This is a genomic window from Chromobacterium sp. IIBBL 290-4, from assembly GCF_024207115.1.
In the GTDB taxonomy this organism is placed as follows: domain Bacteria; phylum Pseudomonadota; class Gammaproteobacteria; order Burkholderiales; family Chromobacteriaceae; genus Chromobacterium.
In genome coordinates, this window is record NZ_CP100128.1 from 2,080,835 (window position 1) to 2,102,181 (window position 21,347).

At 60.7% G+C, this 21,347-nt stretch carries 26 protein-coding genes and 1 tRNA gene; 16 read left to right on the forward strand and 11 right to left on the reverse strand.

Annotated features, from left to right (window positions below; genetic code table 11):
* Positions 1 to 21: 21 nt before the first annotated feature.
* A complete protein-coding gene (locus NKT35_RS09720; RefSeq protein WP_254300842.1) occupies positions 22 to 240 on the reverse strand; it encodes a helix-turn-helix transcriptional regulator in 219 nt (72 codons plus the stop codon).
* Positions 241 to 726: 486 nt separating this feature from the next.
* The gene (locus NKT35_RS09725) at positions 727 to 1,869 is read right to left on the reverse strand and encodes a hypothetical protein (RefSeq protein WP_254300844.1); all 1,143 of its coding nucleotides are present in this window, start codon (positions 1,867 to 1,869) and stop codon (positions 727 to 729) included.
* A 29-nt stretch (positions 1,870 to 1,898) separates the two neighbouring features.
* Between NKT35_RS09725 and NKT35_RS09730 the strand changes: the two genes are divergently transcribed.
* Complete coding sequence (locus tag NKT35_RS09730) at positions 1,899 to 2,831, forward strand: IS5 family transposase (RefSeq protein ID WP_254294827.1); 933 nt, start codon at positions 1,899 to 1,901, stop codon at positions 2,829 to 2,831.
* A 35-nt stretch (positions 2,832 to 2,866) separates the two neighbouring features.
* Here the strand turns inward: NKT35_RS09730 and NKT35_RS09735 are convergent, their stop codons facing one another.
* The 4 genes from NKT35_RS09735 to rsmI form a co-directional block, all read right to left on the reverse strand.
* Entirely contained in the window at positions 2,867 to 3,304 is a 438-nt protein-coding gene (locus tag NKT35_RS09735) for a hypothetical protein (protein ID WP_254300846.1), read from the reverse strand.
* A 26-nt stretch (positions 3,305 to 3,330) separates the two neighbouring features.
* Positions 3,331 to 4,506, reverse strand: a complete 1,176-nt coding sequence (locus tag NKT35_RS09740) for a tyrosine-type recombinase/integrase (protein WP_254300848.1) — start codon at positions 4,504 to 4,506, stop codon at positions 3,331 to 3,333.
* Positions 4,507 to 4,748: 242 nt separating this feature from the next.
* Positions 4,749 to 4,833, reverse strand: a tRNA-Leu gene (locus NKT35_RS09745).
* A 62-nt stretch (positions 4,834 to 4,895) separates the two neighbouring features.
* Positions 4,896 to 5,792 carry a 16S rRNA (cytidine(1402)-2'-O)-methyltransferase gene (gene rsmI, locus NKT35_RS09750; RefSeq protein WP_505190913.1) on the reverse strand — a complete coding sequence of 299 codons (897 nt, stop codon included), beginning with the start codon at positions 5,790 to 5,792 and terminating at the stop codon, positions 4,896 to 4,898.
* On the opposite strand from rsmI, the gene NKT35_RS09755 reads away from it, so the two are divergent.
* From NKT35_RS09755 to NKT35_RS09770, 4 genes are read left to right on the forward strand one after another with little or no spacing between them, the layout of a single operon-like run.
* A complete protein-coding gene (locus tag NKT35_RS09755; protein WP_254300850.1) occupies positions 5,787 to 6,935 on the forward strand; it encodes a penicillin-binding protein activator in 1,149 nt (382 codons plus the stop codon). The genes rsmI and NKT35_RS09755 overlap by 6 nt on opposite strands.
* The gene (locus NKT35_RS09760) at positions 6,932 to 7,270 is read left to right on the forward strand and encodes a YraN family protein (RefSeq protein WP_254300852.1); all 339 of its coding nucleotides are present in this window, start codon (positions 6,932 to 6,934) and stop codon (positions 7,268 to 7,270) included. The genes NKT35_RS09755 and NKT35_RS09760 overlap by 4 nt, the downstream gene beginning before the upstream one ends.
* Before the next feature lie 23 nt (positions 7,271 to 7,293).
* A complete protein-coding gene (locus NKT35_RS09765) occupies positions 7,294 to 7,884 on the forward strand; it encodes a phosphoheptose isomerase (RefSeq protein WP_254300854.1) in 591 nt (196 codons plus the stop codon).
* Complete coding sequence (locus NKT35_RS09770; protein WP_254300855.1) at positions 7,881 to 8,471, forward strand: BON domain-containing protein; 591 nt, start codon at positions 7,881 to 7,883, stop codon at positions 8,469 to 8,471. The genes NKT35_RS09765 and NKT35_RS09770 overlap by 4 nt, the downstream gene beginning before the upstream one ends.
* A 40-nt stretch (positions 8,472 to 8,511) precedes the next feature.
* Here NKT35_RS09770 and NKT35_RS09775 read toward each other — a convergent pair whose 3' ends face one another.
* Positions 8,512 to 9,009: a DUF2938 domain-containing protein gene (locus NKT35_RS09775; RefSeq protein WP_254300856.1), complete on the reverse strand. Its 498-nt coding sequence runs from the start codon at positions 9,007 to 9,009 to the stop codon at positions 8,512 to 8,514.
* Positions 9,010 to 9,084: 75 nt separating this feature from the next.
* Here NKT35_RS09775 and NKT35_RS09780 point away from each other — a divergent pair, with 75 nt between their 5' ends.
* A complete protein-coding gene (locus NKT35_RS09780; RefSeq protein ID WP_254300857.1) occupies positions 9,085 to 9,720 on the forward strand; it encodes an ArsR/SmtB family transcription factor in 636 nt (211 codons plus the stop codon).
* A 3-nt stretch (positions 9,721 to 9,723) separates the two neighbouring features.
* Here NKT35_RS09780 and NKT35_RS09785 read toward each other — a convergent pair whose 3' ends face one another.
* The 3 genes from NKT35_RS09785 to tsaA all read right to left on the reverse strand — a co-directional run bounded on the left by NKT35_RS09785 (position 9,724) and on the right by tsaA (position 12,859).
* A complete protein-coding gene (locus NKT35_RS09785; protein ID WP_254300858.1) occupies positions 9,724 to 10,926 on the reverse strand; it encodes a sensor domain-containing phosphodiesterase in 1,203 nt (400 codons plus the stop codon).
* Positions 10,927 to 11,085: 159 nt separating this feature from the next.
* Positions 11,086 to 12,105 (reverse strand): Tim44 domain-containing protein, encoded by a 1,020-nt coding sequence (locus tag NKT35_RS09790; RefSeq protein WP_254300859.1) that lies wholly within the window; start codon positions 12,103 to 12,105, stop codon positions 11,086 to 11,088.
* A gap of 67 nt (positions 12,106 to 12,172) precedes the next feature.
* On the reverse strand, positions 12,173 to 12,859 hold the full coding sequence (gene tsaA, locus NKT35_RS09795) for a tRNA (N6-threonylcarbamoyladenosine(37)-N6)-methyltransferase TrmO (protein WP_254300860.1): 687 nt from the start codon (positions 12,857 to 12,859) through the stop codon (positions 12,173 to 12,175).
* Positions 12,860 to 13,029: 170 nt separating this feature from the next.
* On the opposite strand from tsaA, the gene NKT35_RS09800 reads away from it, so the two are divergent.
* Positions 13,030 to 13,458, forward strand: coding sequence for a hypothetical protein (locus NKT35_RS09800; RefSeq protein ID WP_254300862.1), 429 nt, complete (start codon positions 13,030 to 13,032; stop codon positions 13,456 to 13,458).
* Between the two features lie 66 nt (positions 13,459 to 13,524).
* Here NKT35_RS09800 and NKT35_RS09805 read toward each other — a convergent pair whose 3' ends face one another.
* Positions 13,525 to 14,274 carry a GNAT family N-acetyltransferase gene (locus tag NKT35_RS09805; protein ID WP_254300863.1) on the reverse strand — a complete coding sequence of 250 codons (750 nt, stop codon included), beginning with the start codon at positions 14,272 to 14,274 and terminating at the stop codon, positions 13,525 to 13,527.
* Positions 14,275 to 14,465: 191 nt separating this feature from the next.
* Between NKT35_RS09805 and mnmG the strand changes: the two genes are divergently transcribed.
* The 9 genes from mnmG (at position 14,466) to NKT35_RS09850 (ending at position 21,343) form a co-directional block, all read left to right on the forward strand.
* The gene (mnmG, locus tag NKT35_RS09810) at positions 14,466 to 16,364 is read left to right on the forward strand and encodes a tRNA uridine-5-carboxymethylaminomethyl(34) synthesis enzyme MnmG (protein WP_254300865.1); all 1,899 of its coding nucleotides are present in this window, start codon (positions 14,466 to 14,468) and stop codon (positions 16,362 to 16,364) included.
* Positions 16,361 to 16,990, forward strand: coding sequence for a 16S rRNA (guanine(527)-N(7))-methyltransferase RsmG (gene rsmG, locus NKT35_RS09815; RefSeq protein WP_254300867.1), 630 nt, complete (start codon positions 16,361 to 16,363; stop codon positions 16,988 to 16,990). The genes mnmG and rsmG overlap by 4 nt, the downstream gene beginning before the upstream one ends.
* Positions 16,987 to 17,778, forward strand: a complete 792-nt coding sequence (locus NKT35_RS09820) for a ParA family protein (protein WP_254300869.1) — start codon at positions 16,987 to 16,989, stop codon at positions 17,776 to 17,778. The genes rsmG and NKT35_RS09820 overlap by 4 nt, the downstream gene beginning before the upstream one ends.
* Before the next feature lie 4 nt (positions 17,779 to 17,782).
* A complete protein-coding gene (locus NKT35_RS09825; protein WP_254300876.1) occupies positions 17,783 to 18,640 on the forward strand; it encodes a ParB/RepB/Spo0J family partition protein in 858 nt (285 codons plus the stop codon).
* A gap of 115 nt (positions 18,641 to 18,755) precedes the next feature.
* Positions 18,756 to 19,094, forward strand: a complete 339-nt coding sequence (locus NKT35_RS09830) for an ATP synthase subunit I (RefSeq protein WP_254300881.1) — start codon at positions 18,756 to 18,758, stop codon at positions 19,092 to 19,094.
* Between the two features lie 10 nt (positions 19,095 to 19,104).
* Positions 19,105 to 19,917 (forward strand): F0F1 ATP synthase subunit A, encoded by an 813-nt coding sequence (atpB, locus tag NKT35_RS09835; protein WP_254300883.1) that lies wholly within the window; start codon positions 19,105 to 19,107, stop codon positions 19,915 to 19,917.
* A 65-nt stretch (positions 19,918 to 19,982) separates the two neighbouring features.
* Positions 19,983 to 20,270, forward strand: coding sequence for a F0F1 ATP synthase subunit C (gene atpE / locus NKT35_RS09840; protein ID WP_254300885.1), 288 nt, complete (start codon positions 19,983 to 19,985; stop codon positions 20,268 to 20,270).
* A gap of 58 nt (positions 20,271 to 20,328) precedes the next feature.
* Positions 20,329 to 20,799, forward strand: coding sequence for a F0F1 ATP synthase subunit B (locus NKT35_RS09845; RefSeq protein WP_254300887.1), 471 nt, complete (start codon positions 20,329 to 20,331; stop codon positions 20,797 to 20,799).
* 7 nt (positions 20,800 to 20,806) lie between these two features.
* Entirely contained in the window at positions 20,807 to 21,343 is a 537-nt protein-coding gene (locus NKT35_RS09850) for a F0F1 ATP synthase subunit delta (protein ID WP_254300889.1), read from the forward strand.
* The last annotated feature ends 4 nt before the right edge of the window (positions 21,344 to 21,347 follow it).

Sequence of the window (21,347 nt, forward strand, 5' to 3'; positions counted from 1 at the left end):
CCGGGTGCGTTTATTGAGGTTTTAGGTGTGGCGGGCGGCGATGCGATCCACCATCCAGGCGTCGATTTCAGACGACAGCCAGGCCACGCTTTTACCGCCCAGCGGCACCGGGGCCGGAAAGCTGCCGCGCTTGATGGCGTCGTATACCGACGAGCGGGACAAGCCGCAGGTGGAAATGACTTCCGGCAAGCGCAGAAAGCGCAGCGGCTGGGCGGTGAGCGAAGGGGCAATGGCGGTCATTGGATTTGTCCTTATCGTTTTGACTGAATATCTGTGGATGCAATCGGATGCGCCGATCAGCGAATGCAGTATTTCAGAAATTTCAAATCGAGTTTGGCGGGCTTGTTGTGTGGCATCGCCACACAACAACGAAACTTGAAAAGCCGGAAAAACTCAGTTTTGGCTATTGACGAGAGGAGGGGAAAGCCAAATAGACAGCGGAAAATGTGAATCACTGGACCGTATCGGACTGATATGGACGCCATCGGACATACTCGGCGGCAGATTTAAGCGGGAAGATATGGAGAAGGGCGGAAACGTCAGTCAGCGAAAAGCGCGGCTGCATGCATAGAGTGCATGAAAACGCATGAATTTTGGCAGGGAGAAAACAGCGCGCCAGGCCATACGGTGCGGGCCTGGCGCGGGCTCATGCAGGTGCATGATTAGCGGCACATGAAGCGCGGGGGTGAGGCGGGGCTTCGATAGCGCGCGCTGGGGGTAAAAGACTTATTTGACCTTTTCAGTGCCTGAATCGTTATTATCGATGATTTCCTTTTCTTCAAGGTCCTCATTGATTTTGAGTCCTTCCTCTACTTTTTTTGTCTGGTTGCTTAGGAGTTCTTCTCCTTTTTCACTTATTTTCTTTGCAAGTGCATTAAAGCCAGGGATCTTGCCAAGTGCATCAACTGCGTCGGAAAGTTTTGCACTTTTCTCAAGAGCCTCCATGAGCGGGTGGTCTGATTTTTGATAGTCAGTTATTAGTTTGCCTGGGTTTTCTGCACTGACCTGAAGAACGCTAAATAATAGCTTTGTTCTGAGATCTTCTTTTATTTTTCCTTCGTGAGGCAAACTTTCGATTTGATTTGATAGGCCAGAGAACGTTTTCCCGAGAACAGATTTATGTGTGTATTCTTCGATTAATCGCTTTGATAGGTTGATTTTCTTGTTGGATGAGTATGCTAACCATAGAACTGGAAAGTAAATTGGTAGTATAGAGATAATTAGGCTTGGGGTGTCTTTGATAACATTAATCAATTCATGGCCCTTCCAGCCTAGTAAATATATGTCTACGGCGAATGGAATAGTCGATATGGCTACTAGTCCCATTATCGATTTCTTAAAACTTTCTTCGAATCTATTTAATGTTTTTGTTTCTTCTTCTTTTTTGCTTTCATATGCTGCACTTAATCCAGCTGCCATTGCTCCAGGCATAAGTGCTTTGAGTTGCTCTTGTGTTGATTTTATTGTGTCGTTTGATGTTTTTATGAGATTTTCGAATTCAATCTTTTGGTTTGATTGTTGTTCCTCATATTTGGCCAGTTGTTGAGCTGTTGCACTGGCAAGGGATTCGTCAAGATTCTTGATGCCCTCAGATACTCTTTTATAACTAATTTCTAATTGGTCTTTTAGTCCATCAGTATGTTCGGAACTTCCATCTTCTTTGGTGATGTCTGTGCCATATATCTTTCGGTGGAGGTCATCTATTTCAGATTTTTTCTTGATTGCATGATTCAAAAGTTCATTTATATTTTCTAAATATTTTTGGCTCTGTTCTACTAGTGATTTGGTTTTATCGACCTGTTCTGGTAGTTCTTGACTTTCCTCAAGATATTGATTTATATCTTTTGTGGGCTTTGTTGCACAAATCACCCTCCCAGCAGGCGGGGTAGAATGACGGCATGAGCAAGCCCGCCCCGCCCAAGTACAAGACCACCAACTGGAAGACCTACAATGCTGCGCTCAAGGCGCGTGGGTCGCTGATGATCTGGTTGGACCGTGACATGCGCTGGCATGGCTCTGCAGTCGGCAAACGTGGACGGACACCGACTTTCAGCGATGCCGCCATTCAGTTCTGCCTGACGATCAAATGCCTGTTCAATCTTGCGCTCCGACAGGCCGTGGGTATGGTGCAAAGCCTGCTCAAACTGGCGGGGCTGGACTGGCTGACGCCGGACTACAGCACCGTGTGCCGGCGGCAAAAGCATTTGCAGGTGGCCATTCCTTGCCGTCCAACCACGACCGGGCTGCACCTGTTGATCGACAGCACCGGCATCAAGATGCTGGGTGAAGGCGAATGGAAAACGAAGAAACACGGCGCGGAGTACCGCCGTCAGTGGCGCAAGGTGCATTTGGGCATTGATGCGCAGACGCTGGAAATCCGGGCGATTGAAGTGACCGACAACGCGGTGGGCGATGCGCCAATGTTGCCGGAGTTGCTGGACCAGATTTCCGCGGGGGAAAGGATTGCTGCAGTAAGTGGCGATGGTGCCTACGACACCAAAGGCTGCCATGAAGCGATTGCCAAGCGAAAAGCCGAGGCGGTGATTCCTACCCGAAAGAATGCCAAGCCGTGGAAGGAAAATCGGTTGGGCGCCCATGTCCGAAACGAGATACTGCGTGCTACCCGGCTCCTGGGTCGAGCGATCTGGAGGAAATGGAGCGGTTACCATCGCCGCAGCCTGGTGGAAACCAAGATGCGCTGTTTCAAGCTGCTGGGCGAGCGGGTAATGGCAAGGGACTTCGACCGTCAAGTCGCAGAGCTCCAAGTGCGAGCGGCGATCTTGAACCGCTTCACGCGGCTCGGGACGCCGATGACGGTGCGCATGCCATAAATCCGTCCGGGGAAAGGGGCTTTGCATGCCGAAGCCTATTTATGCAACAAAGCCTCTTTTGTGTCGGATTGTATTTTATCGAGTGATTCCGTAATAAAGTTCCGCGAGTTGATAAGCTCGCTATATAGCTCATTTGTGCTATCAATTTTCTTTTTTAATTCATCGATACTATCAGTTACATAGTTCTGTTCTTCAAGTAACTTGTTCTTTATTTCCTCGGATGAATTCCGTATTTCTTCAATCTTGTTTGTGTGCTCCTCAATTTTTGAGGTTAGAGAGGCAGCATTGTTTTCGTGTGATTTTGCAGATTCAGCATATTTTCTTGCTTCTTCCTCAGAGTCAGTAATTTTCCTATTTATCTCTTCTTGTAAGTGGGTCGTTTTTTTTTCTATTATTTCTTTGATTTGATTTATTTCTGACTTTGTGCTTTGTTCAAGTTTTTCCAGGTCTTCTTTATACGCAAAACTAAACATATTATTTCCTTTGAATAGATGGTCTATCAGCAGCTGTGTTTGGTTAGAAAATCAGCCCACCATTGCATAATTTTCCTGCGATCTTCCAAGTATTCAGCGCGATGGTAAGCGGCACGTACTTTGTTGCGCTCTGCGTGTGCGAGCTGCTTCTCTATGATATCTGGATCGAAGCCTTCTTCGTTAAGAACAGTCGAAGCCAAAGCGCGGAAGCCGTGCGGTGTCGCAGTGCCTTTGTAGCCCATGCGGCCCATGGCATAGCCCAGCGTGTTCTCGGACATTGGCTTCTTGAGGTCTGTCACGGCTGGGAAGAGCAGGGCGCTTTTGCCGGTCAGCGGTCGCAGTTCTTTCAGCAGCTCCAGCGCTTGGCGCGATAGCGGTACAAGGTGAGGCTCGCGCATCTTCATGCGCTCGGCCGGGATGCGCCATTCGGCGCGCTCTTCATCAAACTCTTCCCAGCGCGCGGCGCGTAGTTCGCCAGGGCGAACGAAGGTCAGCATCAGTAGATGCATGGCAATGCGTGTCGGGATGTAGAGAGGTTCGGCTGCCAGGCGGCGGTAGAACTCGCGCAGCTCGCCGCGTGGCAGCGCCGGGCGATGCTCCACCTTCTTGGCGCGTATCGCCCCTACAAGGTTGACTGCTGGGTTGTCCGTGGCCCTGCCGGTTTGGATGGCAAAGCGGATGATGGCACTGATGCGCTGCAAAACCCGTTGCGCAGTTTCGACTGCGCCGCGTTTTTCGATTTTTAAGATGGTGTTCAGGATGAGCGGGGCGGTCAGATCGGGTACGGGTAGCTTGCCCAGGTCGGGGAAGGCGTCTATCTCCAGCGAGTCCATCACTCGCCGCGCATGATCAGGCGTCCAGCGGTCGAGCTGCTTCTCATGCCATTCTCGGGCCACCAGTTCGAAAGCGTTAGTTGCCGCGATCTGGGCGACAACCTTGGCTTCTTTCTTGGCCTGGCTGGGATTGATGCCTTGGGCGAGCTGTACTCGCGCCTCGTGGGCTTTCTGGCGTGCATCGCTCAAGCCGACAGCAGGGTACTTGCCCAGGGCCAGGATGCCGGCCTTGCCTTGAAAGCGGAAACGGAAGCGCCAGAGCTTGCCCCCGGATGGCGACACTTCGAGATAGAGGCTTTCGCCGTCGGCGAGTTGGTAGGGCTTGTCTTGGGGCTTGGCTTGCCGGATGGCAAGGTCGGTCAGGGCCATGTGCATAGATTCCTGTGTATAGATTCGCTCTTGGTGGCGATGGGCGCGCAGCCTTGAGCTGCGGGCCTCTGAGGAGGGTGTGTATAGATTTTAGCCCTGCGTTGGCATCTATACACGGATCTATACACAAAAATGCTGGATCTGGCTGGACGAGTCCGGATCAAAATGGACAACAAAAAACCCGCAAAGCCTTGTGCTGTGCGGGTTTCCTGGTACTTCTCGGACTCTCTCGGAGAGGTCGCTGGTGCCCAGAGTCGGACTCGAACCGACACACCTTGCGGCGGGGGATTTTGAATCCCCTGCGTCTACCAATTTCGCCATCCGGGCTTCACATTGCTGTGAGAGAGAGCATCATAGCGCCGCGCGCGGCGCTTGTAAATGGGTGGGCCTCACTCTTTTTTCATTTTTATTGCATGGTCATACAGCTGCTTGCGATTGGCGCCGCTGATCTGGGCCGCCAGCGTGGCTGCCTGCTTGGTGGGCAGTTCGGCGGCCAGGATTTGCAGCACGCGCAACGCTTCGGCCGGCGGGGCGTCGTCGTCGGCCTCCACTGCGGGGGCCGCGTCCAGGATCAGCGCGATTTCGCCGCGCTGCTGGTTGGAATCGGCCTTCACCCACTCCAGCAGCTCCGCCGCCGGCAGGGTGTGGAAGGTTTCAAAGGTTTTGGTCAGCTCGCGGGCTATCATCACCCGGCGTTCGCCGCCCAGCTCGGCCACGATGTCTTCCAGCGCGTCCACGATGCGGTGCGGCGCCTCGTAGCAGATGGTGAGGTGCGGCGCCGACAGCCATTGCTGCAGCGTTTTGCGGCGCTCGCCGCTCTTGGGCGGCAAGAATCCGTGAAACAAAAAGGTGGGCGCGGTAAAGCCGCTGGCGGACAGCGCGGCGATGACGGCGCTGGCGCCGGGCAAGGGGCGCACCGGGTGGCCGGCGGCGCGCACGGCTTCCACCAGGCGCGCGCCGGGGTCGGACACTGCCGGGGTGCCGGCATCGGACACTTGGGCCACGATCTGGCCTTCGGCCAGCCAGCGCACCACCTGTTCGGACATGGCGCGTTCGTTGTGCTCGCGCAGGCTTACCAGGCGTTTGGCGCGGATGCCGTATGCGGATAGCAACTGGCCGGTGACGCGTGTATCCTCGGCGCAAACGACATCGGCGGCCTCGAAAACGGCCAGGGCGCGGGCGCTGATGTCGGACAAATTTCCAATGGGCGTGGCCACCACATATAATGTGCCGCTACAGAAACTATCCCTGGCGGCATCAAGCAGATGGGCGAACGAAGTATGCAAAGACTGACTCCGCTGTTGTTGATCGGCGCGGCGCTGGCGTGGCTGACGCCGGCACAGGCGCAAACCCCAGACTATATCATCCAGAGCAACAGCGCGCCGGTTCGATCGCTGACCCAGCCCGCGCAGGCTCCCCGCGCGGCCCCGGCTTCCGCGCCCCGTTCCGCGCCGATGAGCGCCGCGCCGCAGGCCAGCGCGCCAGTTGCCAAACCCGCTCCCGCGCGCGGCAAAGTGCGCATCGGCGTGATTTTGCCGGCCGAATCCTCGGCGCTGGGCGAGGCGGCGGCGGTGGTGCGCAATGGCATCGAGGCGGCGGCGCAGGTGGATCAGAATGCCGAGCTCGTCAATGTGGACGCCACCAGCGACAACGTGGTGGACCGTTACCGCGAGGCGGTGGCGGAGGGCGTCAATGTGGTGATCGGCCCGTTGTCGCGCGGCTCCATCGCCCAGCTGGCGCCGTCGGTGACGGTGCCCACGCTGGCGCTGAATTCGATTGGCCGCGAAGTGGCGCCCAATCCCAAACTCTATTCGCTGTCCTTGATCGTCGAGGGCGAGGCGCGCCAGCTGGCGCAACTGATGCGCGACGACGGCCGGACCAATCCCTTGCTGATCGTGGGCGGCGACGCCTTGTCGCAACGGCTGGCGGCGGCGTATTCCGCGCAATGGAAGGCGCTGACCGGCAAGCCGGTCAATACGCTGGCCCTGGATCCGGCCAATTTGCTGGCGGCGCTGCAAGCCAGCGGCCAGGCGGATTCGCTGGCCTTGGCGCTGGATGCCGCGCAGGCGGCCAAGCTGAAGGCGGCGCTGACGCCGGATATGGCGGTATACGGCACCTCGCAGCTGAATGCGGGCGGCAATCAGCCTGAACTCGCCGGCATCCGCTTTGTCGATATGCCTTGGTTCCTGATGCCGGACCACCCGGCGGTGAGACGCTATCCCAGACCGGCGGCGGCGCTGACGACGCAAACCGAGCGGCTGTACGCGCTGGGCATCGACGCCTACCGGCTGGCGGTGCAGCTGGCCGGCGCGCGCGCCAATGCCGGCTTGAGGCTGGACGGCGTGACCGGCGATTTGCGGCTGGGCCGCGACCGCGTGTTCGACCGCCAGTTGCCGGCCGGCGTGATGGGCGGCAACGCGCTGCAATGAATCAGGCCGGCCGCGACGCCGAGGACCGGGCGCTGGCGCTGCTGGAGGCCGCCGGCCTCAAACTGGTGGCGCGCAACTGGCATTGCCGCGGCGGCGAGATCGATCTGATCATGCGCGACGGGGCTTATTGGGTGTTCATCGAGGTGCGCCATCGCGGCGGCAGCCGCTTTGGCAGCGCCGCCGACAGCATCACAGCATCCAAACAAAGGAAACTGCTGCTGGCGGCCGAGGTCTATCTAGCTGGCAAGGGCATAGACGCGCCTTGCCGCTTCGACGCGGTGGTGAGCGTCGGCGATGCCCGGCCGCAGTGGTTGAAGAATGTTTTTACGCAGTAATTGTGAGTAGAGGGGATTCCCCAATGGATTTGATTGACCGCGTCAACGGCCATTTTCTGGAAAGCATCGCCGTCAAGCAGGAGGCGATGGAGCTGTTGTCGCCCGGCGTGGCGGTGGCTGCGGAACGCATGGTGGCCTGCCTGATGAATGAAGGCAAAATTCTCGCTTGCGGCAATGGCGGTTCGGCCGCCGATGCCCAGCACTTCGCCGCGGAGATGCTGGGGCGCTTCGAGAAAGAGCGTCCGGGCCTGGCGGCGATGTCGCTGGCGACCGATGGCTCGTCGCTGACCGCCATCGGCAACGATTACGATTTCGACATGGTGTTCTCCAAGCAAGTGCGGGCGCTGGGCCATACCAACGACCTGTTGCTGGCGATCTCCACTTCCGGCAATTCCGCCAATGTGATCGAGGCCATCTACGCCGCGCATGAGCGCGGCATGGGCGTGATCGCGCTCACCGGCAACGACGGCGGCAAAATCACAGAAATTTTGTCGCCGGAAGATATCCACTTGAACGTGCCGTCGCTGCGCACCTGCCGGATTCAGGAAACCCATATCCTGCTGATCCACGCGCTGTGCGACGCCATTGATTGCATGCTCCTCGGAGGGGAATGATGAAGAGATTGATGACTGCGGCGCTGTTGGCCGCGGGTTTGGCCAGCAGCCTGAGCGGCTGCGTGGGCCTGGTGGCAGCCGGCGCGGCCGGCGGCGCGCTGGTGGCGTCGGATCGCCGCACCAGCGGCGCTTATGTGGATGACCAGGGCATTGAGTTGAAATCGGGCGAGCAGATCGCCAGCCAGTTGCCTTCGTCCCATGTCAACCGCACCAGCTTCAACCGCGCGGTGCTGTTGACCGGCCAGGTGCCGAGCGAAGAGGCCAAGCAGAAGGCCGAGCTGATTGTGCGCGGCATTCCCAATGTGCGCCGCGTGTTCAATTATCTGACAGTGGCGCCGGCTTCCGGCTTCTCCGATCGCAGCAACGACACCTGGATCACCAGCAAGACGCGCGCGCGCCTGTTGCAAGGCAAGGGCTTCAACCCGAACGACGTGAAGGTGGTGACCGAGGGCGGCGTGGCCTACATGCTGGGCCTGGTGACGCAGGCGGAAGGCGATGCGGCTACACGCATCGTCAGCGAAACCGCCGGCGTGCAAAAAGTGGTGACCTTGTACGAGTTCATCTCGGAAGTCGCGCCGGCCAAATAAGGCGGGCGGGCGAGAGAAGGGCGGCCCAGGCCGCCCTTTTTCATTGCAACTGAGCCAGCGCCAGGGCGCTCAGATACAAACCCACTCCGAAAGAGGCATGCGCCGACAGGCTGCGCAATCGCGCCCGGACCGGCTGCGGGGTTTTGCGGGCGGCGACGCCGGCGCCGAAGGCTGGTTGCAGCAACAGGAAGGGCGCGGCCACGCTGGCCAGGCCTAGCAGCAGCGCAGGCGGCAGCGTAGGCGCGCGCAGCCATTCCGGCCCGGCCAGGGCCAGCAGCAGGGCGGCAAACAGCGCGCCGATGGCGTAGTGGGCGGTCCAGCCCAGGGCTTGCTCGCCGGGCATGGGGGCGGCCTTGCCTATGGCCGGATGGCGGAAGCGGCCATGGCGGAAATGGCCTAGCCAGCGGCCTACCAGGGCGTAATCCAGCGAGGGAACGCCGAAGCGCCGCAACAGCCAGGCCCAGGCATCCATCACCAGCGTGGCGCCGATGCCGATAAAGAGAGATTGCAGCAAAAACAGAGTGCTTGTTTGATCCATGGTTTCTCCAATACTCAATCATTCAACGAATTGATTGAATGATTGAGTATTGCTAGCATAATGTCAATGGAACCTATGCCGATTGAGAACCTGGCCGCAATGGCCGAACTGGCCCGCGCCTTGGGCAATACCCACCGTTTGCTGCTGCTGCAGGCCTTGGCGGAGGGGGAGAGGGCGGTCGAGCCGCTGGCGGTTCGCTGCGGTTTGTCTGTGGCGAATGCGTCTCAGCATTTGCAGCAGCTCAAGCGCGGCGGACTGGCGGCCTCGCGGCGCGAGGGCAAGCAGATGCTGTACCGGCTGGACGCGCCGCAGGTGGCGGACATGTTGGCGGCGCTGGAGTGCTGCGCCGCGCACCAGCGATCGCGGCTGGGGGCCTTGCTGAAAGGCGAGGCGGCGCCGGGGCTGGAGTCCTTGTCCGCCGCAGAGCTGCTGCAGCGCTTAGCGCAAGGCGAGGCCGCCTTGCTGGATGTGCGGCCGGAGGAAGAATATGCCGAGGGGCATCTGCCGGGCGCGCGCAACATCCCGCTGGACGAGCTGGAGCGCCGTCTGGCCGAGCTGCCGGCCGGCACGGAGGTGATCGCCTACTGCCGCGGGCCGTATTGCGTGCTGTCGGTCAATGCCGTGGCCTTGCTGCGCGCGCGCGGCATGCGCGCCCGGCGCTTGTCCGGCGGCTTCGAGGGCTGGCGCGATGCCGGCGGGGCGCTGGAGTAGCGCTCAGGACGCGTCGGTTTTCGGCACCAGCAAGTCGGCGCACAGCACGTGCATGCATTCATCTATCTCTATCGCCATCGACATCGTCACGCAGGAGCGCGGGTCGGTCATCGATAGATAAGGCTCGCTCATGTACAGCACGCCGGGTTGGTCTACCGCGTGCTGGAAATAGCTGCGGCGCGACCACACCGCGCCGGTGGTGTCGGCCAGCGGCGCGTAGCGCGGGTCCAGCGCGCTGGGCGACTGGCGGCTGTTGAGATTGCGGCCGATCTGCCGGCCTTCGCTGTCCAGCAGAAAGCAGCGGATCACATCCGGCAGCGACAGCATGGGGCGCGCGGCCAAGTCGAAAGGCGTGCCCTGCATCAGCGAAATGGCGCTTTGCACAAAGCATTGCCGCGCCAGTTCGATCTGGCGGCGGGTCAGCTTGCGCTTGAGCAGCGCATGCGCCATCAATTCGTCCCAGCGCTCGTCCAGTTTCGGGGTAATCAACTCGTCGCCGTCCGGGTGCGGATGGGGATGGGCGATGAAAAAGCCCTGGATCAAATCGCAGCCGGAGTCCATGGCGATCAGCACGTCGCGCTCGGTTTCCGTGCCTTCCACCACCACCAATGCACCAATCTCGTGCATCAGCCTGACCAGGCGCGACAGCAGATTGCGGCTGCGCGGCTGGGTGATGGCGTTGCGCAGCAGCTGGCGGTCGAATTTCACCAGGCTGGGCTCCAGCTGGCAGACGCGCTCCAGGTTGGAATGGCCGACGCCGAAATCGTCGATGGCGATCATGAAGCCGTTGTTCTTCAGCACATTGACGCCTTCGATCAGCGCCTCGTCCACCTCCAGCACATGCTCAAGCACCTCCAGCACCACCTTGTGCGGCTCCAGGCCGGCCTGGCGTATGGTGTTGATCAGCGCCATCACCCGTTCCGGGCGCGACAGCGAAGCGGCGTCGATATTGAGGAACAGCCAGCGCGGCTTGTCCGATTGCAATTGCAGGAAGCGGTGGATGTGGGCCTGGCTGACGGCCAGATCCAGCTGATGGCGCTGCTCGGGCGACACCACGGTGTAAAAGGCTTCGGATGGGCTGAGCGCGACATCGCCCTGCTCGGCCCGCAGCAATGCCTCCACGCCTATGGTGCGTCGGTGCGCCAGGCTATAGATGGGCTGAAAGTGGCTGCCGATTTTCAGGCCGGCGTGCTCGAAAGCGGTCATGGGCTTGCCTCCAGTGTCCAGAATCGGGCTCTTGAGGCCCTTGTCCGCTGCCAAAGCAATCGGCATTCCAGTTTAGTGCAAGCGGGGCGGAAAATGAAAAACGGGCCCGTAGGCCCGTTGTCAACGTCTGTTAACGCTGTGTCATTCGCGTCCGGCGCATCAGTCCTGCTGGATGCCCGCCACCAGCCACTTGCCGCCGGTGGTGCCGTCTTTCACGTAGTGCCAGGTTTCGCGGAACGGCACGGCCGGCGCGTTGACTTCTTCGCTGACATTGCCGCTGAACACCACGCTGGCGATGTAGGCGCCGTTTTCAATGGTGGCGTCGGACAGCTGGCAATCCAGTTGCGAGAAGTCGGCCACGCCGGTGTTGGAGGCGATGTCTTCGCGCAGCGCTTCGAACAGATCCGGCGTCATGTACTTGCGCACTTCTTCCAGGCTGTCCGGCGAGTTCAGGCTTTGCAGGTGCAGGAAGGTGGCTTTGGCTTGACGCAGGAAGTTCGGCGTTTCGGTGCCGTCCGGCAGACGGGCCGCCGCCGGCTGGGCGGGCGCGCCGAAGCCGCCGGCCGCGCCGCCGTTGTTCAGGCCGGAGCCGATCTTGGGGATGGCGTCGAAGTTGGCGTTGTTATTGCCCATCGCCGGCATGCTGGCGGCGCGAGGCGCTGCCATGCCCGGCGTGCCTGCCTTGCGGCGGAAGAAGTACAGGCCGGCGGCCAGGGCCAGACCCAGCATCAGCAGCGTGCCCCAGGGCATGCCGCCTTTTTCATGCTGCGCAGGCGCGTTTTGCTGAACCTGAGCCTGTTGGGCGGGTTCTTGCTGCGCGGCCTGGGCGGGTTGCTGCTGGCCTTGAGCCGGTTGCTGCGCCTTTTCGCTGTTGGAGGAGCCGGCCATATAGCCGATGGCGGCGCCGGCTACCGCGCCGGCCGCGCCGGCGGCCAGGGCCTTGCCCATGCCGCTGCCTTGCTGGGCCGGGGCTTGCGCCGGAGGCACCGCCGCGCCGCTGCGCGGCTGCGGAGCCGCCATCGGTTGCGCCGGCGTGCTCGGCTGGTAAGTACGGGTGGGAGCGGAGCGCTGCATGCCAGCGCTCTTGCTCTTGCCGAGGCGCGCGGCCTCGGCGAACGGGGTAGCCAACACGGAAACCATGGTGAAGGCGAGAATCGTCGTCTTCGCGCGAGTGGTCATGACTATTTTTTCCTGAGTGGTTTGAGTTGCCCGGATAGGACCGGGTAGACGCAATTAAGTTTTGGTTTTATTGCAAAATTTCAAGAACGGTGGCGCAATCGCCGCCGATTTTGAATTTGACATTGTAGCAATGCAGCGACACGCCATAGACGCGCTCGGGGTCGTCCTGGTAAGCGGGACGCGGATCTTGCGCCAGCACTTGCTCCACCAGCAGCGCGAAGCCGGGCGGAAGATCGGGCTGCCGCAATTGCGCGAGGGCGGCATCGCTCCATTCTACCCGCAGTTGAGGCGGCGGGCCGTCCACAAAACCGCCCACCGCTTCGGGGCGGGATTCGACAAAGGGGATATAGGGCTTGATGTCGACCACCGGGGTGCCGTCCAGCAAGTCCGCGCCGGCCAGTTCCAGCGTCACGCCGTTGACGGTGTTCACGCCCTTGAGCTCCACCAGCGACAGGCCCAGCGGATTGGGGCGGTGGGTGGAGCGGCTGGCGAACACGCCCACCTTGGCGTTGCCGCCCAGGCGGGGAGGGCGCACCAGCGGCTGCCAGCCGCGGTCCATGGTCTGATGGAAGACGAAGCTGATCCAGACGTGCGAAAACTCGGACAGGCCGCGCACCGCGTCAGGCTGGTTGTAGGGCGGCAGCAATTCCAGCGTCACCCGCGCGGCGTTGACCAGCGAGGGCTGGCGCGGGATGCCGAATTTTTCCCGATACGGCGAGCGGATCACGCCTATCGGCTCGAAAAGATAAGTCATGGCTGGATTGTAGCATTGCCGGTGCCGCGGCGATCTTGGCTGGCGCGGCTAAGCGTAAGGGTGCGTCTGCTTGTGGCACTGTTATGTGTTTGGCATTATTGTTTGGTGATTTACGCGCGAGAGGCAAGGCTAAGGTGCTGGTGAGACATGGCATTTTGATACGCAGTCAAATGACGAAAATGGGCTGGATATTCCTGTTTGGAGGAGGCTGGCTGGCGCTGGCCATGGATACCTGGGCGCAAATCCTGGGCGGGTGCGGGCTGGCATTGGGATTGCTCGGCATTTGGGAGGCGGTGCGGGCCAAGCATGAGTCGCGCTTGGCGATCTGGAGCGACGGCGAGCGGATTTACTGGCGGAAGCGGCTTTCGGTGCAGGCGGTGAGCCTGAGCGAAGTGGCGGGCGGCCAGTTTTTCTATCGCGGCGACACCCCGACCGGTTTGCGGCTGAGGCTGGCGGATGGCTCGACGCGCGACTGCGAGTGCATGAGCCTGGCCAAGAATTACCAGGAACGCGAGATTTTCGCGAAGGATGCGCGGCAATTTTGCCAGGGGCTGGGCCTGCCATTCGATGCCGGCACGGGCAACTGGGCGGCGGATTGAACGGCGCGAGGCTGGGAGCCCGCAAGCCGCACCCCTGGGGCGCGGCTTGGCGGGGGAGGGGAAGGCTCAGCCGACGAAGTGCTTGTTGTAGCGGGCGTTCAGCCGGCTCATCGGCAGCAGCATGAAGAAGTCGGCGCAGTTGAAGTCCGGATCCCAGGCCGGCTCGCCGCAGACGTGGGCGCCGGCGCGCAGATAGCCCTTGATCAGCGGCGGCAGCGGCACCGCGGCGGTGTCGTCTATCACCCGGTCCAGCGGCAGCGGCAGGTGCGGAAACACGCGCCATTCCGGCGGCGACAGGTATTGGCCTTCCAGCTGGCGGTACAGGCTCACGGCCTGGTGGCCGCCGTCGGTCAGCGACACGCTGGCGCAGCCGGCCAGATAGGCGCCGCCCTGTTGTTGCACATAGTCGGCCAGGCCGGACCACAGCAGCGCGATGACGGCGCCGGAGCGGAAATCGCGATGCACGCAGGAGCGGCCCACTTCGATCAGCCCGTCGCGCAGATGGGACAGGCGGGATAGATCGAATTCATGTTCGGAATACAAGCTGGGCGCGCGCCGCGCGTTGGCGGGCGACAGCATGCGGTAGGTGCCCACCACCAGGCCGCTGTTGTGGTCTTCCACAATCAGGTGGTCGCACAATTCATCGTATTCATCGCAATCGATGCCCAGATCCTGCGATGCCAGTTCCGCGCCCATTTCGCCGGCGAAAATATCGTAGCGCAGCTTCTGGGCGCGGCGGATGTCTTCGGCGGACTTGGCCAGGCGCACGGCGAGGCGTGGCTTGACCCGTTCCGCAAGCTGTTCATTTAGCAGCATGTTTTGCCCCTTGTTGTGATGGCTTTCATGCTAGGCGGACAGTTTGACGGCGCGATGTCGTTGGAATGACCGTCGAGTGACAATGTATTGAAGAGAGGATGACAAGCGGCGGCGTATTGAAATCAAGGACTTATCAGCCAAACCGTTTTGGCGTAGAATGGGCCGTTTTTACTCAGCTCTTTGCTTTTGCCATGATTTATCCGACTAGCTTCGACGTGATAGTGGTGGGCGGCGGCCATGCCGGCACCGAGGCCGCGCTGGCCGCGGCGCGCATGGGATGCGCCACGCTTCTTCTGACCCACAACATCGAGACCCTGGGCCAGATGTCGTGCAATCCGTCGATAGGCGGCATTGGCAAGGGCCATCTGGTTAAGGAAGTGGACGCGCTGGGCGGCGCGATGGCGCTGGCCACCGATATCGGCGGCATCCAGTTCCGCACGCTCAATGCCTCCAAGGGCCCGGCGGTGCGCGCCACCCGCGCCCAGGCCGACCGCATCCTGTACAAGGCGGCCATCCGCGAGATGCTGGAGAACCAGCCCAATCTGACGCTGTTCCAGCAGCCGGTGGATGATCTGCTGATCGAAGGCGACCGCGTCGTCGGCGCCATCACCGCCATCGGCATCACCTTCCGCGCCAAGACCGTGGTGCTGACCGCCGGCACCTTCCTGTCCGGCAAAATTCACGTCGGCATGGAAAACTACACCGGCGGCCGCGCCGGCGACCAGGCCGCGTCCACGCTGGGCGAACGCCTGCGCGAGCTGAGCCTGCCGGTGGGCCGGCTGAAAACCGGCACGCCGCCGCGCATCGACGGCCGCAGCGTCGATTTCAGCGTGATGGAAGAGCAGCCGGGCGACACGCCTGAGCCGGTGTTCTCCTATCGCGGCAAGCGCGACATGCACCCCAAGCAGCTGCCGTGCTGGATCACCCACACCAACGAGCGCACCCACGAGATCATCCGCAGCGGCTTCGACCGCAGCCCGATGTTCACCGGCGTGATCGAAGGCGTGGGCCCGCGTTACTGCCCGTCGATCGAAGACAAGATCAACCGCTTCGCCGACAAGGACAGCCATCAGGTGTTCATGGAGCCGGAAGGCCTGACCACCCACGAATTCTATCCGAACGGGATTTCCACCAGCCTGCCGTTCGACATCCAGCTGGCGGCGGTGCGCTCCATCCGCGGCCTGGAAAACGCGCACATCCTGCGCCCCGGCTATGCCATTGAATATGATTATTTCGACCCGCGCGGCCTGAAGGCCTCGCTGGAAACCAAGGCCATCCAGGGCCTGTTCTTCGCCGGCCAGATCAACGGCACCACCGGTTACGAAGAGGCGGCCGCGCAAGGCTTGCTGGCCGGCCTGAACGCCGGCTTGCATGCCCGCGAGCTGGATGCCTGGTGTCCGCGCCGCGACGAGGCTTATCTGGGCGTGCTGGTGGACGATCTGATCACCAAGGGCGTGTCCGAGCCTTACCGCATGTTCACCAGCCGCGCCGAATTCCGTTTGCAGTTGCGCGAGGACAACGCCGATCTGCGCCTGACCGAGATGGGCCGCAAGCTGGGCCTGGTCGGCGACGAGCAATGGGACGCCTTCTGCCGCAAGCGCGATGCCGTGGAGGCCGAGAAGGCCCGTCTGCAAGCCACCTGGGTGCATCCGTCCAAGCTGCAAGACCCGGAGGCGCTGGCGCGCGTGCTGGGCAAGCCTATCGAGCGCGAATACACGCTGATGGACCTGCTCAAGCGCCCGAATGTGCCGTACAGCGAGCTGATGACGGTGCCGGAAGCGGCCGAAGGCGCGCCGGGACTTGACGACGTGGTTGCCGAGCAGGTGGAAATTCAGGTCAAATACCAGGGATACATCAATCGCCAGAACGAAGAGCTGGCGCGCCGCGACAATCTGGAAGACATCCGTCTGCCGGGCGACATCGATTACAGTCTGGTCAAGGGTCTGTCCAAGGAAGTGCAACAGAAGCTGAACCAGCAGCGTCCCGAGACGCTGGGCCAGGCTTCGCGCATCCAGGGCATCACCCCGGCCGCCGTCGCCCTGTTGATGGTGCACCTGAAACGCGGCTTCACCGACGCTAAGACCGCATGACACAACATATCGCTGAATTGAAACAGGGGCTGGCGCAACTGGCGCTGGATTTGACCGAGCCGCAAGTGGAGCTGCTGCAGCGCTATCTGGCGCTGCTGGTCAAATGGAATCAGACCTACAACCTCACCGCCATCCGCCAGGAAGAGCGCATGGTCAGCTATCATCTGCTGGATAGCCTGAGCCTGGTGCCGCACCTGGCCGGCGGCACGCGCATGCTGGACGTGGGCTCCGGCGGCGGCATGCCGGGCATCCCCACCGCCATCGCGCGGCCGGATCTGCAGGTGGTGCTCTTGGATTCCAATCACAAGAAAACCACCTTCCTGCGCCAGGTGGTGATGGAGCTGGGCCTGCCCAATGTGCAGGTGATCACCGACCGGGTGGAGGCCTATCAGCCGGAACAGAAGTTCGATCGCATCACCAGCCGCGCGTTTTCGGAGCTGTCCGAATTCGTCAAGCTGACTCTCCACTTGATGGCTGAGGACGGCCAGTACGTGGCGATGAAGGGCGTGTATCCGTATGAGGAAATCGCCTTGCTGCCGCAAGGCGTGGCGGTTTCGGAGGTGCTGCCGGTAACGGTGCCGGGGCTGGACGCCGAACGCCATCTGGTGAGGATGGTGCTGCAATGAATCCACGCGTGATCGCGGTGGCCAACCAGAAGGGCGGGGTGGGCAAGACCACCACCGTCGTCAATCTGGCGGCCGGTTTGGCCGAGCTGGGCAAGCGGGTGCTGATCGTCGATCTGGACCCGCAGGGCAACGCCACCATGGGCAGCGGCATCCCCAAGCAGCCGCTGGAGAAGTCCGGCTATGAAGTGCTGCTGGGCGAGGCCACCATCGAGGAGGCCCGCCAGGACGCCAAGGCCGGCGGCTACCATGTGCTGCCCGCCAACCGCAATCTGGGCGGCGCCGAGCTGGAGCTGGTCAACGAGCTGGCGCGCGAGGCGCGCTTGAAGAGCGCCCTGGCTGAAGTGGCCGACCAGTACGACTACGTGCTGATCGATTGCCCGCCGTCGCTGAACCTTTTGACGCTGAACGGCCTGGTGGCGGCCGAGAGCGTGCTGATCCCGATGGTGTGCGAATACTACGCGTTGGAAGGCCTGTCCGATCTGGTGACTACGCTGCGCAAGGTGCGCGTCGCCGTCAATCCCAAGATCGAGATCATGGGTTTGCTGCGCACCATGTTCGATGCCCGCAACAACCTGTCTCAACAGGTTTCGGCGCAATTGGCCCGCCATTTCGGCGACAAGGTGTTCCAAACCGTCATCCCGCGCAATGTGCGCCTGGCCGAGGCGCCTAGCCACGGCCTGCCGGGCTTGGTCTACGACCGCAACTCGCGCGGCGCGCAAGCGTACATCACGCTGTCGCAAGAGCTGGTCGAACGACTCGAACCCGCAACCGCAACTCCCACCGTCTGACAATATGGCCAAATTAAAAGGATTGGGGCGCGGTCTGGACGCGCTCCTGTCCACCGTTGACGCGGTGGACGACAGACTTTCCACCCTTCCCATCGACAGCATCCGTCCCGGCAAATATCAGCCCCGCAGCTTCATGGATGAAACCGCGCTCGACGAACTGGCCGCTTCCATCCGCGCGCAGGGCATCATCCAGCCCTTGATCGTGCGTGAATTGGGCCTGGGCGATTACGAGCTGATCGCCGGCGAACGCCGTTGGCGCGCTTCGCGCAAGGCGGGCCTGGCCGAAGTGCCGGTGGTGATCAAGAGCGTGCCGGACGAGGCCGCGCTGGCGATGGCGCTGATCGAGAACATCCAGCGCCAGGAGCTGGACCCGATCGAAGAGGCGCAGGGCATCAAGCGCCTGATCGACGAGTTCGGCCTGACCCACGAAGCCGCCGCCGACGCGGTGGGCCGCTCGCGCAGCGCGGTGTCCAATCTATTGCGTCTCTTGGTGTTGCCGGAGCCGCTGCAGCAGATGATGCACGAGGGCAAGCTGGAAATGGGCCATGCCCGCGCTTTGCTGTCCTTGCCGACCGTCGCCCAGCTGGAGCTGGCGAACGAGGTGGCGCGCAAGGGGCTGTCGGTGCGCGAAGTGGAAAGAAAAGTCCAACAGCATGCTGTGCAAAAAGAGACAGTTTCTTCGCCGCAAAAGCGAGTTGATCCGGATGTTTCCAGGCTGGAAGAGCAAGTCTCCGAGGCCATCGGCGCACGGGTCAGCATTCGCCACGGCAACAGCGGCAACGGCAAGCTGGTCATAGAATACGCCAGCTTGGACGAGCTGGATTTTTTGCTGGAGAGGCTGCAAAAAAATCCCCAAAAATGAGTCTGTTGCGCTGCAAAAACCGTGATTTGGCGAAGTTGACGCAAAGGATGCTCAAAGCCTATAATCCAGCGGTTTTTTTGCACTGACGACCATGGTGAATCCGGAAGTGAGGCGCGTGCTGCGTCTGCAGGCCAGTTTGACTGGCTTGGCTGTAGTGATCGCGCTACTCGTCAGTGGCGGCAGCCCGGCGACGGCGGTGTCCGCGCTGCTGGGCGGTTTGGTGGTGTTGGTGCCGGCCCTGGTGTATGCCAGGATCGCTTACGCCAAGCGCCATGTGCCGCCCGCAGAGCTGATCAAGGCGCATTTTCTGGCCGAAGCGGTAAAGTTTTGCCTGACCGTACTGTTAAGTGGGGCGGTCTTGGCGAGTTTCAAGGATTTGTCCGTAGCCGGCTTTCTCGGTGGGTTCTTTGCCGCCATCTCCGGTTACGGCTTCGGGCTTCTAATCAAAAATTGAGAAAAGAGCGATGGCAAGCAACGCAACAGACTATATCAAGCACCACCTTACCTTCTGGAATTCGGACCCGTCGGCCGGCTTCTGGAGCCTGCACGTTGATACTTTCTCCATCTCGCTGATCCTCGGCTTCATCTTCGCCGGCGTGTTCGCCATGGTGGCGCGCAATGCCAAGCTGGAGAATCCGGGCCGCTTGCAGCTGTTCATCGAAAGCATTCTGGAAATGGTGCAGACCCAGGTCCGCGACATTTTCCACGGCCAGAGCAAGATGATCGCCCCGCTGGCGCTGACCATCTTCTGCTGGGTGTTCCTGATGAACTTCATGGACTTGTTCCCGGTTGACCTGTTCCCGATGATCGCCCAGTGGGTCGGCTTCACCTTCTTCGGTCTGGAGCCGCACCACGTTTACCTGCGCGTTGTGCCGTCCGCTGACGTGAACACCACCTTCGCCATGTCGCTGTCGGTGCTGATCCTGATTATCGCCTTCTCGATCAAGGCCAAGGGCTTGGGCGGCTGGGGCAAGGAACTGCTGAGCGCGCCGTTCCACGCCAGCAGCCCGGTGGCCGCCGTCATCCTGGCCCCGATCAACCTGGCGCTGCAGTTTGTGGAACTGATCGCCAAACCGATTTCGCTGTCTCTTCGTTTGTTCGGCAACCTGTACGCCGGCGAAATGATCTTCATCCTGATCGCGCTGCTGCCGTGGTATCTGCAGTGGATCCTGGGTGCGCCGTGGGCCATCTTCCACATCCTGATCATCACCCTGCAGGCCTTCGTGTTCATGATGCTGACCATCGTGTACCTGAGCCTGGCAGTGGAAAAGCACTGATTTCGCTGTAAATTTTACTTACGTTTTTACCAACCATCCTTGCATTAAGTCTTAGGAGATACACAATGGAAGCACTCGTTTCTCAGATTCAGTCGATGACCGCACTGGCCGCTGCTCTGATCATTGGTTTTGGCGCTCTGGGCACCGCTATCGGCTTCGCCATTCTGGGTGGCAAGTTCCTCGAGTCCTCCGCTCGCCAGCCGGAAATGATCCCGGTTCTGCAAACCAAGCTGTTCATCATCGCCGGTCTGCTGGACGCGATCTCCATGATTGGTGTTGGTGTTGCCATGCTGTTCACCTTCAACAACCCGTTCCTGTCCGCTGCCCTGGCTATCGTTAAGGCTGCTCACTAATCCGTTTTCTACGGATTGGTAAACGGTTGTTGTAGTCATACTCTGGAGGAAAACAAGCGTGGAATTCAACGTAACACTACTGGGCCAGGCGATCTCGTTCGCCATCCTGGTATGGTTCACCATGAAGTTTGTTTGGCCTCCGCTTACCAACATGATGGATGAGCGGGCCAAGCGTATCGCTGATGGCTTGGCCGCTGCTGAGCGTGGCAAGCAAGATCTGGAAGCCGCTGAAAAGCGCGTTGCGGACGAAATCCGCAAGGCCAAGCAGCAGGCCACCGAGATCGTGGTTGCCGCCGAGAAGCGCGCCAATCAGATCGTGGACGAAGCCAAAGACGCGGCACGCACCGAAGGTGCCCGCATCGTGGCCGACGCCAAGTCTGAGATCGATCAGGAAGTCCTGCGCGCCAAGGAAGCTCTGCGCGCGCAAGTGGCTGACCTGGCCGTGGCCGGCGCCGAGAAGATCCTGCGCAAGGAGATCGACGCTGCCAAGCACGCCGACCTGCTTGCCTCCATCAAAGCGGAGTTTTAATTAACTCATGGCAGAACTCATTACCGTCGCAAGGCCCTACGCCGAAGCGGTATACAGCCTCGCCACGGAACAGGGCAAGCTCGACCAGTGGTCGGATGCGCTGTCGTGGCTGGCTGCCATGGTGAATAACCCGGATCTGGCGCAAGTAGTCACCAATCCGAAACATACCGCACAAGAGGTTGAGGCGCTGATGCTGGATGTGCTCGGCTCGCGCGGCAACGATGACGTGAAACGCTTCATCGCCGCGCTGATCGAGAACGCCCGTTTGACGCTGCTGCCAGAAATCGCCGCGCAGTTTGAACTGCTGAAGGCGCAATCGGAAGACATCGTGGACGCCCAGGTGGAGTCCGCTTTTGTTTTGTCCGGTGACCAGAAAGCCGAATTGACCACCATGCTTTCCAAGAAGTACGGCAAGACCGTGCGTCTTGATGTGCGTGAGAACGCCGATCTGATCGGTGGCGTTCGCGTGTCGGTCGGCGACGACGTCATCGATGCTTCCGTGCGCGGCAAACTGCAAGCTATGGCAGCAAGCCTCAAGAATTAGGAGA

What these genes read in the sequence shown, in the direction of transcription:
- tsaA (WP_254300860.1), bottom strand. Translation starts at nt 12,859, where the DNA reads ATGACTTATCTTTTCGAGCCGATAGGCGTGATCCGCTCGCCGTATCGG.
- NKT35_RS09785 (WP_254300858.1), bottom strand. Translation starts at nt 10,926, where the DNA reads ATGACCGCTTTCGAGCACGCCGGCCTGAAAATCGGCAGCCACTTTCAG.
- NKT35_RS09800 (WP_254300862.1), top strand. Translation starts at nt 13,030, where the DNA reads ATGACGAAAATGGGCTGGATATTCCTGTTTGGAGGAGGCTGGCTGGCG.
- mnmG (WP_254300865.1), top strand. Translation starts at nt 14,466, where the DNA reads ATGATTTATCCGACTAGCTTCGACGTGATAGTGGTGGGCGGCGGCCAT.
- NKT35_RS09760 (WP_254300852.1), top strand. Translation starts at nt 6,932, where the DNA reads ATGAATCAGGCCGGCCGCGACGCCGAGGACCGGGCGCTGGCGCTGCTG.
- NKT35_RS09850 (WP_254300889.1), top strand. Translation starts at nt 20,807, where the DNA reads ATGGCAGAACTCATTACCGTCGCAAGGCCCTACGCCGAAGCGGTATAC.
- NKT35_RS09775 (WP_254300856.1), bottom strand. Translation starts at nt 9,009, where the DNA reads ATGGATCAAACAAGCACTCTGTTTTTGCTGCAATCTCTCTTTATCGGC.
- NKT35_RS09765 (WP_254300854.1), top strand. Translation starts at nt 7,294, where the DNA reads ATGGATTTGATTGACCGCGTCAACGGCCATTTTCTGGAAAGCATCGCC.
- NKT35_RS09770 (WP_254300855.1), top strand. Translation starts at nt 7,881, where the DNA reads ATGATGAAGAGATTGATGACTGCGGCGCTGTTGGCCGCGGGTTTGGCC.
- NKT35_RS09780 (WP_254300857.1), top strand. Translation starts at nt 9,085, where the DNA reads ATGCCGATTGAGAACCTGGCCGCAATGGCCGAACTGGCCCGCGCCTTG.
- NKT35_RS09790 (WP_254300859.1), bottom strand. Translation starts at nt 12,105, where the DNA reads ATGACCACTCGCGCGAAGACGACGATTCTCGCCTTCACCATGGTTTCC.
- atpB (WP_254300883.1), top strand. Translation starts at nt 19,105, where the DNA reads ATGGCAAGCAACGCAACAGACTATATCAAGCACCACCTTACCTTCTGG.
- NKT35_RS09805 (WP_254300863.1), bottom strand. Translation starts at nt 14,274, where the DNA reads ATGCTGCTAAATGAACAGCTTGCGGAACGGGTCAAGCCACGCCTCGCC.
- NKT35_RS09820 (WP_254300869.1), top strand. Translation starts at nt 16,987, where the DNA reads ATGAATCCACGCGTGATCGCGGTGGCCAACCAGAAGGGCGGGGTGGGC.
- NKT35_RS09720 (WP_254300842.1), bottom strand. Translation starts at nt 240, where the DNA reads ATGACCGCCATTGCCCCTTCGCTCACCGCCCAGCCGCTGCGCTTTCTG.
- NKT35_RS09730 (WP_254294827.1), top strand. Translation starts at nt 1,899, where the DNA reads ATGAGCAAGCCCGCCCCGCCCAAGTACAAGACCACCAACTGGAAGACC.
- NKT35_RS09755 (WP_254300850.1), top strand. Translation starts at nt 5,787, where the DNA reads ATGCAAAGACTGACTCCGCTGTTGTTGATCGGCGCGGCGCTGGCGTGG.
- NKT35_RS09735 (WP_254300846.1), bottom strand. Translation starts at nt 3,304, where the DNA reads ATGTTTAGTTTTGCGTATAAAGAAGACCTGGAAAAACTTGAACAAAGC.
- NKT35_RS09740 (WP_254300848.1), bottom strand. Translation starts at nt 4,506, where the DNA reads ATGGCCCTGACCGACCTTGCCATCCGGCAAGCCAAGCCCCAAGACAAG.
- atpE (WP_254300885.1), top strand. Translation starts at nt 19,983, where the DNA reads ATGGAAGCACTCGTTTCTCAGATTCAGTCGATGACCGCACTGGCCGCT.
- rsmG (WP_254300867.1), top strand. Translation starts at nt 16,361, where the DNA reads ATGACACAACATATCGCTGAATTGAAACAGGGGCTGGCGCAACTGGCG.
- NKT35_RS09825 (WP_254300876.1), top strand. Translation starts at nt 17,783, where the DNA reads ATGGCCAAATTAAAAGGATTGGGGCGCGGTCTGGACGCGCTCCTGTCC.